Source organism: Paraburkholderia azotifigens (assembly GCF_007995085.1).
In the GTDB taxonomy this organism is placed as follows: Bacteria; Pseudomonadota; Gammaproteobacteria; order Burkholderiales; family Burkholderiaceae; genus Paraburkholderia; species Paraburkholderia azotifigens.
In genome coordinates this window covers 2,414,556-2,424,841 of the sequence record NZ_VOQS01000005.1, presented here as the reverse complement: position 1 = coordinate 2,424,841, position 10,286 = coordinate 2,414,556, and the positions used below count along the sequence as shown (strand labels likewise).

Genomic DNA, 10,286 nt, shown 5'->3' with positions numbered 1-10,286 from the left:
ATGCACTTTGATCCGCTTGCCAATGCAGCGCTGGGGACGCGCGGCCAGCCTTTTCCACGATGCGTGCTTCACTCAGTCACGACACCTTGACGCATCAGTTTCACGAACTTGTCCGTTATTGCCGGCAAGGTTCTGCCGCGCTTCTTGACGATCGCAATCGACCTGACAAACGCGGGATCGTCGATCGCTTTCACGACGAGCCCGGACTCGGCGCGCACCTCGCGCGCGGTCTCAGGCAGGATGGTCACGCCAAGTCCGGCGCGCACCATGGCGACGGCCGTCATCATATAGGTGGGTTCGCACGCGACATCGAAAGGCTCGCGTAGCCCGCTGAGCGCCGCATCGACGACGGCCCGCACGCTCGTGCCCGGCGCCGTGAGCACGAGCGGCGTGCGCGCCAGATCGCTCGAACCGATGCGGCGCTTCTTCGCCAGAGGATGGCCGCGCGGACACACGGCTACGAGCCGGTCCACACCCGTATGCAGCACCTCGAGCAGCGGATCGGCCACCTCGCCGCCCGTCAGGCCGATATCGGCTTCCTCGTTGCGCACGAGCGAATTCACGGTGCTCGCCACGACATCGCGAATCTGAAAGACGGCGCGCGGCACCTCGCGCTTCATATCGATGATGAGTTCCGGCAGCACGCTGGCCGCGAACGTCGGCAAACAGGCGATGCGGATCGCGCCGCTTTCCCCTTCGCCCAATGCGCGCGCGTCGCGCAGCACGTTCTCCATGTCCTGCAGCGATTTGCGCAGGAGCGGCAGCAGCTCGCGGCCGGTCGGCGTCAGCGCGACATTGCGGCTATTGCGGTCGAACAGGCGCGCGCCGACCACGTCCTCCAGCCTGCGTATCTGCACCGTGAGCGCCGGTTGCGACAGATGCAGACGCTCCGCCGCGCGCGTGAAGCTGCCCGCCTCCGCCACGGCGACCAGCGCCCGGATATCGCGAAGATTCAGATCCATTACGATTCGTGATTTCTGCGATCAAATCATTTCAATTGTGTAATTGCCGCGTCGAACTTACGCTGAAACCCATCAAAAGACAAGATTCGGAGACACTTCCATGCTGCCTTTGCTGGGGCTCGCCACCATCGTCGTCCTGCTCGGGGCGATTCTTTCGAAACGCATGTCGCCGCTCGTCGCGCTCATCATCGTGCCGATCGCGGCTTCGCTGATCGGCGGCTTCGGCTTGCAGACCAGCAAGTTCGTCATCGACGGCCTCAAGAGCCTCGCGCCTGTCGTCGGCATGTTCGTGTTCGCGATTCTCTACTTCGGCACGATCACGGACGCAGGCACGCTCGATCCCATCATCGACCGCATCCTGCGCGCGGTCGGCACGAAACCGACGCGTATCGTGATGGGCACGACGCTGCTCGCACTGCTCATTCATCTCGACGGCTCCGGCGCGGTGTGCTTTCTCGTAACGATCCCCGCGATGCTGCCGCTTTACGAGCGCCTCGATATGGACAAGCGGGTGCTGGCCGCGGCCGTGTCGATGGCGGCAGGCATCAACTTTCTGCCCTGGACGGGACCGATGATCCGCGCATCGGCATCGCTTCATCTGCCGATTTCATCGCTATTCAATCCGCTCATCCCCGTGCAGGCTGTCGGACTCGTATTCGTGTTCGGCATGGCGTACTGGCTCGGCCGCCGCGAAGAGAAGCGTCTCGGTTATTCGAGCGCGAGCGGCTCCATGCCCGTGCCCGAGCGCACGCTCACGCGGGAGGAAGAAGCGCTGCGCCGCCCGAAGAACTTCTGGTTCAACATCATCCTGACGATCGTCGTGCTCGGCACGATGGTCGCGATGGGCGAGAAGATTCCGCCCGCGATCATGTTCATGGTTGGGCTGTGCATCGCGTTGATGGTGAACTATCCGAACGTCGACATGCAGCGCAAGCGCATCGACGCGCATGCGCGCGCCGCGCTGATGATGGCGGGCATTCTGCTCGCGGCAGGCGTCTTCACCGGGATCATGCAGGGCAGCGGCATGCTGAAGGCGATGGCGCAGGCAGCCGTCGGCTTCGTGCCGCCGTCGATGGCCAGCCACATTCCCGTAGCGCTCGGTATCGCGTCGATGCCGCTCTCGATGCTCTTCGATCCCGATTCGTTCTATTTCGGCGTGCTGCCCGTGATCGCGGAAGTGGCGTCGCAACTGGGCGTGCCGTCCGTGCACGTCGGACAGGCCGCGCTGCTCGGCCAGATGACCACCGGCTTCCCCGTGAGCCCGCTCACGCCCGCGACGTTTCTCGTTGTCGGCCTGTGCGGCATCGATCTCGCGGATCATCAGAAGTTCACGTTTCCCCTGCTGTTCGGCGCGTCGATCGTGATGACGATCGCGTGCGTCGCGCTCGGCATATTTCCGCTGTGAAGGAATCAGCATCATGAATGTCAAACCGAAGCGCATCCGCATCGGCGCGGGCGCGGGTTACTCGGGCGATCGCATCGAGCCGGCCGTCGAACTCGCGGAGCACGGCGCGCTCGACTACCTCGTGTTCGAATGCCTCGCCGAGCGCACCATCGCGATTGCGCAGCAGACGCGCCGCCGCGATCCGTCGCTCGGCTACGATCCGCTGCTCGAAGCGCGCATGCGCGCGGTGCTGCCCGTCGCTGCCGGAAACGGCGTGCGGATCATCTCGAACATGGGCGCCGCCAATCCCGGTGCGGCGGCGCGCAAGACGGCGCAAATCGCACGCGAGCTCGGCTTGCATGGCCTGAAGATCGCGGCCGTCACCGGCGACGACGTGCTCGATGTCGTGCTGCAATCGCATCTGCGTTTCGAGGAGTCCGGCGATGAGGTGAGCGCATATGCCGACCGCATCGTGTCGGCCAACGCGTATCTGGGCGCGGAGCCGATCGTTGCGGCTCTCGCGGCGGGCGCCGACGTCGTGCTGACGGGGCGCGTCGCCGATCCGTCGCTGTTCGCGGCGCCGCTCATCCATGAATTCGGCTGGCCGATGGACGACTGGAACACGCTCGGGCAGGCGACCGTCGTCGGTCATCTGCTCGAATGTGCGGGACAGGTGACAGGCGGCTACTTCGCCGATCCCGGCTGCAAGAACGTCCCGGATCTCGCGCGGCTGGGCTTTCCGATCGGCGAAGTCGATGCGCAAGGCAACGTCGTGATCGGCAAAGTGCCGCACTCGGGCGGGTGCGTAACGGAAGCGACATGCAAGGAACAACTGCTCTATGAGATTCACGATCCGGCGCGCTATTACCAGCCGGATGTCGTCGCGGATTTCACGCAGGTACACGTTGCTCAGGAAGCGCAAGACCGCGTGCGCGTGACGGGCGGGCGCGGCCACGCACGCACCGGTACGCTGAAGGTTTCCGTTGCCTATGTCGATGGCTTTATCGGCGAAGGGCAGATCTCTTATGGCGGGCCGGGCGCCGTCGCGCGAGCGCGGCTCGCGCTCGATATCGTGCGCGAGCGCCTGGCGATCACGGGTGTCGATACCAGCGAGCTGCGCTTCGATCTGATCGGCGTGAATAGCCTGTATGGCGATGACCTCGCATCGACTCACGGCGATCCGTACGAAGTGCGCGTGCGGGTGGCGGGCCGCACATCGAACGCCGGGGAAGCGGCGCGGATTGGCAACGAAGTCGAAACGCTCTACACCAACGGACCGGCAGGCGGCGGCGGCGTTACGAAATCAGTTCGCGAAGTGCTCGCCGTGCAGTCCGTGCTGTTGCCGCGCGAGCATGTGAATCCCGTCTTTGAAATCGTGGAGGCAAACGATGAAATTGCGTGAACTCGCGCACGGCCGCACGGGCGACAAAGGCAACACGCTCAATGTCTCCGTGATCTGCTTCGACTCGAAGCACTACGCGCATCTGCGCAACGTGCTGACGCCCGAGCGCGTCAAGGCACATCTCGCCGAGGTGGTGAAAGGCGATGTCGTGCGTTATGAACTGCCGCTCCTGGGTGCGTTCAATTTCGTGCTTGGGCATGCGCTCGGCGGAGGCGTCACGCGCTCGCTGGCGCTCGATGCACATGGCAAGTCGATGAGCACGGCGTTGCTCGATATCGACGTTGAGGAACCTTGCGAGAAATGAGGAGACGCGTTCGATGCAGCAAAGCGCATCAGCCCGACCTCGTGATACGCACGGCCGCCGCTCGCGAAGAAGTTTTCCACGACCCACAGCAGCCGCCCGACCGTCACTGCGATGCCAAGCTCCTCGCGCATCTCGCGCGCGACGGCTGTGACCGCGTCTTCCCCTGCCTCGACGCGGCCACCCGGCAGCGACCAGTATTCGTCGCCATCCAGTCTGTGCAGCAGCACTTGGTCGCCTGACAGAATCACCGCGACGGCACGCAGGTTGAAACGATGACCGTCCGTGTCGAATGAAATCATCGGTGAGCGTGCAGGCAAGCGCGTTCAATACATGCAATCGCTCACGGCAACTGTGCCACCGCTTCACGTGCCGCCAGCGCACGCCAATCGCCAAACGTCGAGCCCAATGGACGCACGCGCATATGCGCAGCGAGCCGCTGCCAGGGCAAGTCGGCGGGATCGGCGGCCATCGGGCCCGGCGCCTTCGCAACAAGAATGGCATGCGCAGCCGGCTGGAAGTCCGCGCGGAAATGCACCGAACTCTTCACGACCAGCATCTTCATCGCCTCCGGCTCGATACCCGCGACGCGGAAGAAGTTGCGCTCGAAGATCTGCATCTTGATGGTGCTGACGACGATCCGCACGCCGCCGATGCGCAGACACGCAACCGGTCCGAGATCGCCCTGCATGCCGTGCATCATCGGGCCGTCGAAGCGAAAGCGGCCGTCCGACAGATGCTCGACTTCGAACACGCCGTTCAGCGGCTCGTCGCCTGGCACGCCCGAGCGTCCCGCCAGCGCGAGTTCGACTCGCGCGCCGACGCCCGCACGATGCGCCGCCGCTGCCGCCTCGGCGTCCCATATCACACCGACAGCGGCATCTTCGATGTGATGACGCAGCAGCGCGCGCACCATGCCCATCGTGTTCGAATCGCCGCCCACGCCTGGGTTGTCCTGCGTGTCGGCGATGATCACCGGCTTGTCCGCGTGCTGCGCAAGGCGCGACGCTTCGGAGACGGCTTCATCCGGCGAGAGGAAATGCACTTCCCATCTGGGTTCGTCGGCGAGCATGCGCTCGTACAGCCTATCGATCGCGCGAGCGAGCGCGTCTTCGTCGTGGCCATAGCCCCACAGCACCGGCCCGCACTCGGGAAAATCGGCGGCGGGAAAACCCGGCGCAAACGAAAGCGAAGCGACCGGCCCCTGTTCAAGTTCGGCCAGCATGTCGTACACGCCGCGCGCGGGTTCGACGAGCGTGCACATGCCGTTCACCGGAATCAGAAACGGAATGCGCCGCGACACGCGCTTCAGCGGCCGCCTGTCGCGCATCAACGTATCGAGTAGCACAGCGGCGCGCTCGCCCGTTTCGGCCATATCGACATGCGGATAGGTCCGGTACGCAACGATTGCATCGGCGAGTTCCAGCATCCTGTCCGTCACGTTCGCGTGCAGATCGAGCGATACGACCATCGGCATAGCGTTGCCGACGATACCGCGCACGCGCGCCAGCAATTCGCCCTCGCCGTCGTCGACATGCTCGGCGACCATCGCGCCGTGCAGATCCAGATAGATCGCATCGAACCCGCCTGCGCGCGCCGCATCGACAATCTCGCCCGCGATGCGCTCGTACGCGTCTTGCATCACGTGCGCGGACGCGCTCGCGCCCGCCCAGATCACGGGAATCAGTTCGTGACCCGCTCGCTGTGCCGCCTGGATGAAGCCGCCGATCGGCACGTTCACGTCGCGTAGCGCGAGCACGTCGGCGCCGCGCGACAAAGGCGGAAAGCCTTCACCCTGAATGAAGCTCTGGTACGACGCCCTCGTCGGCGCAAAGGTGTTGGTCTCGTGCTGGAAACCGGCGATCAGGATTTTCATGATGCGTGTCCTCGTGCTCGATGCGTTCGATGCGTTCGATGCGCGTGATTCGGATGACGTCAGTTCGATTCAGGGCTCAGCGTCAGTTCCGCTGCGTCGCGAGCGGGCTTTCTGCTCTGACGACTGGCGAGAATCAGCAGGCCCGCGATCACCGGCATGCACGCCATCACGAACAGCGCGAGATGCGAATTGCCCGTCGCCGTGCGCGCCCAGCCGATCGCCGCCGGACCCCAGAAGCCGCCCGACAGCCCGATCGTGTTGATGAGCGCAATTCCGCCCGCTGCCGCCGGGCCTTTGATGTATTCGCCCGGCATCGCCCAGAACACCGTGTAGGCCATCCACATCATCGCGGTCGCGGCTGTCAGCAGCGCGAGCGTCGCGATCAGATTGCCCTGCGTGAAAATCGATGCGATCAGCAGAAGCGCACCCGTCAGCGCAGGCACCGCGCAGTGCAAACGCCGCTCGCCCGTGCGGTCCGAACTGCGTCCCGCGACATACATCGCGATTCCCGCCGCGACGTACGGAATCGCTGCGTACCAGCCAAGACGCAGCGTGTCGCTGACGCCCTGCTCCTTGATGAGCGTCGGCAGCCAGAAGCTGATCGCGTAGATCGGAAAGATGATCGAGAAGTACGCGAAGGCGAGCACGTAGATGCGCGGATCGCGCACCACGGCCTTGAACGAATGGTTGTGCGCGTGCGCCACGCCCGTTTCGCTTTCGAGCAACTGCTTTTCGCCGGCGTTCAGCCAGCGCGCGTCGGCGGGACGGTTCGACAGCACGAACAGCGTCAGCACGCCGAGCGCGATGCACGGCAAGCCTTCGATCAGAAACATCCATTGCCAGCCCGCGAGACCATAGACGCCCGAAAACGCGGAAATCAGCCACGCCGACAGCGGCCCGCCAACAATGCCGCCGAGCGGCCCGGCCAGAAACACGATCGCGATGGCGCGCGCCATACGCGTCGGTCCGTACCAGCACGAGAGGTAATAGATCATCCCCGGCGCGAAGCCCGCTTCGAAGATGCCGAGCAGGAAGCGCATGCCGTAGAACATCGGCACGTTGTGCACGAACAGCATGGCCGCCGACGTCAGACCCCACAGCACGAGAATGCGGCTGAATGTCTTGCGCGCGCCGATTTTCGGCAGCAGCAGATTGCTGGGCAACTCGAACAGCACATAGCCGAGAAAGAAAATGCCCGCGCCGACGCCATATGCCGCATCGGAAAAGCCGAGATCGCTCTGCATCTGCAGCTTCGCGAAGCCGACGTTCACGCGGTCCAGATACGCGAACATGTAGCAGGCGAGCAGAAACGGCAGCAACCGCCAGTTGAGCCGGTTGTAGAGGGCCCGAACGGCGTCGCTCTCCGTCAAGGTCTGTATCGCTGTCATGTTCGTCTCCGGTATGTGGGTTTTGGACCCTTGCTTGCGTTCCGCCATGTTGTCGGGGTAAAAATGCGCGAGCAAGAGCAACTAAGTCCACGCTTCGTTGCCCGCCGGGCAACGCAACGCACATCGCCGGGAGACGTCCGTCATGCGGGAAATCAATCAGCAGAGGCTGCGCTACTTTCATGAGGTGCTGACGCACGGCACCATTCGCGGCGCGGCGGACAGCCTGAACACGTCGCCATCCGTGATTACGCGGCAGATCCGGCTGCTGGAAGAGGAACTGGATACGACGCTGTTCGAGCGCGAAGCGCGCGGCGTCAAGCCGACGGAAGCCGCCGCGCATCTGCTCGAATTCTGGCGGGGCTACCGCGCGCAGCAGGAGAAACTCGAAGACCAGCTTCATCTGCTGAAGGGACTTCAGCAGGGCCAGGTGCAACTGGCCGTCAGCGAAGGCTATGTCGATCCGCTAATCGAGGAAGTGATCGCGCCGTTCTGCGCGAAGTATCCGATGCTCGATGTCGGCATCGACATTCTCGCCGTCGACGATCTGCTGAATCAGGTCGCGGAAAGCCGTGCGCATATCGGGCTTGCGTACAACCCGCCGCCGCATCCGCGCATCGAATACCGCGCGAGTTCGGCGCAGCCCGTCGTGCTGCTGGTGAGGCGCGATCATCCGCTCGCGCAGCGCGGCGGCGCGGCGAGCGTGCAGGATCTGCTCGAATGGCCGCTCGCGCTGATGCCCGCTACGTTCGGCATCGGCCACGCCGCGAAGATGCTGGAATTCGCCGAGAACATCGAAATTCGCGCGACGCTCACCAGCAACTCGCTGACTGCCCTCAAGCGCTTCGTCGCGCATGGCGACGGCGTGACGCTGATCGGCGAGTTCGCGGCCTATCGCGAACTGGACGCGGAAGAACTTGCCATCGTGCCGATCGATCACCCGCTGTTTCAGGGCGCAAAGGCGCGCCTGCTGGTCAAGTCGGGACGGCCGCTCGCGGCCGCCGCGAACGAACTGCTCGACTGGATACTGCGCGAGATGTCGATGTTCGCGCGCGGCGAAAGGTAGGAGGACGTTTGAGACGACGCGAAGGCATCTGTCACCCTGACCTTTCACAGGATCCGTCGCCGTAATGCGCCGGCAGCATAGTCGTGGGCTATCTGTCATCTTTGAAACTTTATTGCAGAACGCAACGTGGTTGCCGTTAAGAGACTTAACAGTTCACCTGCAATAACGAGCAATGGTCTTCCTCAACACACTCAAAATCGGTCCGCGTCTGGGCGCGGGCTTTGCAATCGTTCTGGTTCTTCTGTGCGCAACCGGCGGTATTGGTTTGCTGCAGGCGTCGCATATCTATGACGGCACCATCGAGATCGGAAGCGACTGGCTGCCGAGCATTGAAACGCTAGGCACGCTGCGCAGCCGTGCCGACGACGCGCGTCGCCTGTCGTTGCGAGAATTGCTCGCCGTGGACGCGAGCCAGATGAGCGCCACGCGCGCGCAACACACGGCGGCGATCAACGCCTTCGCCTCGTCGCTGGAGGCCTACTCGAAGCTGGTTTCGTCGCCGGAAGAACAGCGGATTCTCGACAACATCAAATCGTCGTGGGCCAGCTATCTCGAAGTCGACGACAAGATCGAGAAGCTCATCGACGCGGGCGCCAGCAGTGCGGCGGAAGCACGCCAACTCTCGGCGACAGAAGCGGCCAAACGCTTCACGGCGACGCTCGAACTGATCGACAGCGACATCAAGCTGAATCACGACGGCTCCACGGCAGAAGTCGCGAAAGCGGGCGACGCGTTCCGCAGCGCGCGCATGTGGACGATGCTGCTCTCGGCGCTCGCGCTCGTGGCCGGTGCATCGATCGCCGTTGTCATCACACGCTCGATCACGGGTCCGCTGCGCCGCTCCGTCGAAGTGGCCGAAACCGTCGCACGCGGCGATCTGACCGCGGCGATTCACGTCGACGGCAAGGACGAGTTGAGCCAGCTGCTCGGCGCACTGCGCCACATGAACGAACGTCTGCTCGACACCGTGAGCCGCGTGCGTTCGAGCAGCGAAAGCATCGCGACGGGTTCTTCGCAGATCGCCGCGGGCAACACCGACCTGAGCCAGCGCACGGAAGAACAGGCTGCATCGCTCGAAGAAACGGCGGCGAGCATGGAAGAACTGACGTCGACCGTCAAGCAGAACGCCGAGAATGCCAACCAGGGCAACGCGCTCGCGGCGCGCGCGTCGGAAACGGCGGCGCGCGGCGGCGAAGTCGTGAGCCGCGTGGTCGATACGATGCACGGCATTTCGAGCAGCTCGCAGCAGGTCGCGCAGATCATCTCGGTGATCGAGGGGATCGCGTTCCAGACCAACATCCTCGCGCTGAACGCCGCCGTCGAAGCGGCGCGTGCCGGCGAACAGGGCCGCGGCTTCGCGGTCGTCGCGGGCGAAGTGCGCACGCTCGCGCAACGCAGCGCATCGGCGGCGAAGGAAATCAAGGATCTGATCGACGAATCGGTGAATCGCGTGAACAGCGGCAGCGCGCTCGTCGACGAAGCGGGCCGCACGATGAGCGAGATCGTGCAGTCGGTGCGTCAGGTGTCGGACCTGATGGGCGAAATCAGCGCTGCTTCGGGTGAACAGCATCGCGGCATCGAACAGGTCAACGTCGCCATTTCGCAGATGGACGAGGTAACGCAGCAGAACGCGGCGCTCGTCGAAGAAGCGTCGGCGGCCGCCCAGTCGATGGCGTCGCAGGCATCGACGCTGCGTGAACTGGTGTCGACGTTCCGGCTGCCCGCTGCGCATGAAACAAGAACGGCCGTTGCTTCAGCGGCATCGAAGCGCGTCGCTCGCGCCGCTGTCTCCGTGCCGATGAAGGCGCGCAGCGCAGCCCCGGCCCGGCCGCCCGTCTCGTCTGCGGCGAAAGCCGGGCCGGTTGCGAGCCGCTCGGAAGCCGACTGGGAAACGTTCTGACAACTGGCGC

General features: G+C 64.2%; 8 protein-coding genes and 1 pseudogene. 5 read left to right on the top strand and 4 right to left on the bottom strand.

The annotated features are described in order from the left end of the window. Nucleotides 1–68: 68 nt before the first annotated feature. On the bottom strand, nt 69–962 hold the full coding sequence (locus tag FRZ40_RS42930) for a LysR family transcriptional regulator (protein WP_028369432.1): 894 nt from the start codon (nt 960–962) through the stop codon (nt 69–71). A 100-nt stretch (nt 963–1,062) separates the two neighbouring features. Here FRZ40_RS42930 and FRZ40_RS42925 point away from each other — a divergent pair, with 100 nt between their 5' ends. From FRZ40_RS42925 to FRZ40_RS42915, 3 genes are read left to right on the top strand one after another with little or no spacing between them, the layout of a single operon-like run. Continuing rightward, nucleotides 1,063–2,367 (top strand): CitMHS family transporter, encoded by a 1,305-nt coding sequence (locus FRZ40_RS42925; RefSeq protein WP_147238324.1) that lies wholly within the window; start codon nt 1,063–1,065, stop codon nt 2,365–2,367. Nucleotides 2,368–2,380: 13 nt separating this feature from the next. Further along, the gene (locus FRZ40_RS42920; protein ID WP_147238323.1) at nt 2,381–3,748 is read left to right on the top strand and encodes an acyclic terpene utilization AtuA family protein; all 1,368 of its coding nucleotides are present in this window, start codon (nt 2,381–2,383) and stop codon (nt 3,746–3,748) included. After that, nucleotides 3,735–4,052 carry an AtuA-related protein gene (locus FRZ40_RS42915; protein WP_028369435.1) on the top strand — a complete coding sequence of 106 codons (318 nt, stop codon included), beginning with the start codon at nt 3,735–3,737 and terminating at the stop codon, nt 4,050–4,052. The genes FRZ40_RS42920 and FRZ40_RS42915 overlap by 14 nt, the downstream gene beginning before the upstream one ends. Nucleotides 4,053–4,105: 53 nt before the next feature. Here FRZ40_RS42915 and FRZ40_RS42910 read toward each other — a convergent pair. The 3 genes and pseudogenes from FRZ40_RS42910 to FRZ40_RS42900 form a co-directional block, all read right to left on the bottom strand. Further along, nucleotides 4,106–4,351: pseudogene (locus FRZ40_RS42910) on the bottom strand (NUDIX hydrolase); the annotation flags it as partial. Between the two features lie 41 nt (nt 4,352–4,392). Further along, entirely contained in the window at nt 4,393–5,925 is a 1,533-nt protein-coding gene (locus FRZ40_RS42905; protein ID WP_147238322.1) for a M81 family metallopeptidase, read from the bottom strand. A gap of 59 nt (nt 5,926–5,984) precedes the next feature. After that, a complete protein-coding gene (locus FRZ40_RS42900; protein WP_028369438.1) occupies nt 5,985–7,313 on the bottom strand; it encodes an MFS transporter in 1,329 nt (442 codons plus the stop codon). A gap of 142 nt (nt 7,314–7,455) precedes the next feature. On the opposite strand from FRZ40_RS42900, the gene FRZ40_RS42895 reads away from it, so the two are divergent. Then, nucleotides 7,456–8,376, top strand: coding sequence for a LysR family transcriptional regulator (locus tag FRZ40_RS42895; protein WP_147238321.1), 921 nt, complete (start codon nt 7,456–7,458; stop codon nt 8,374–8,376). A gap of 172 nt (nt 8,377–8,548) precedes the next feature. Then, a complete protein-coding gene (locus tag FRZ40_RS42890) occupies nt 8,549–10,276 on the top strand; it encodes a methyl-accepting chemotaxis protein (RefSeq protein ID WP_147238320.1) in 1,728 nt (575 codons plus the stop codon). Nucleotides 10,277–10,286 lie beyond the last annotated feature (10 nt).

Bases quoted from the DNA above. Each gene is read 5' to 3' on its own strand.
- FRZ40_RS42930 (WP_028369432.1), bottom strand. From the start codon at position 962: ATGGATCTGAATCTTCGCGATATCCGGGCGCTGGTCGCCGTGGCGGAG.
- FRZ40_RS42925 (WP_147238324.1), top strand. From the start codon at position 1,063: ATGCTGCCTTTGCTGGGGCTCGCCACCATCGTCGTCCTGCTCGGGGCG.
- FRZ40_RS42920 (WP_147238323.1), top strand. From the start codon at position 2,381: ATGAATGTCAAACCGAAGCGCATCCGCATCGGCGCGGGCGCGGGTTAC.
- FRZ40_RS42915 (WP_028369435.1), top strand. From the start codon at position 3,735: ATGAAATTGCGTGAACTCGCGCACGGCCGCACGGGCGACAAAGGCAAC.
- FRZ40_RS42905 (WP_147238322.1), bottom strand. From the start codon at position 5,925: ATGAAAATCCTGATCGCCGGTTTCCAGCACGAGACCAACACCTTTGCG.
- FRZ40_RS42900 (WP_028369438.1), bottom strand. From the start codon at position 7,313: ATGACAGCGATACAGACCTTGACGGAGAGCGACGCCGTTCGGGCCCTC.
- FRZ40_RS42895 (WP_147238321.1), top strand. From the start codon at position 7,456: ATGCGGGAAATCAATCAGCAGAGGCTGCGCTACTTTCATGAGGTGCTG.
- FRZ40_RS42890 (WP_147238320.1), top strand. From the start codon at position 8,549: ATGGTCTTCCTCAACACACTCAAAATCGGTCCGCGTCTGGGCGCGGGC.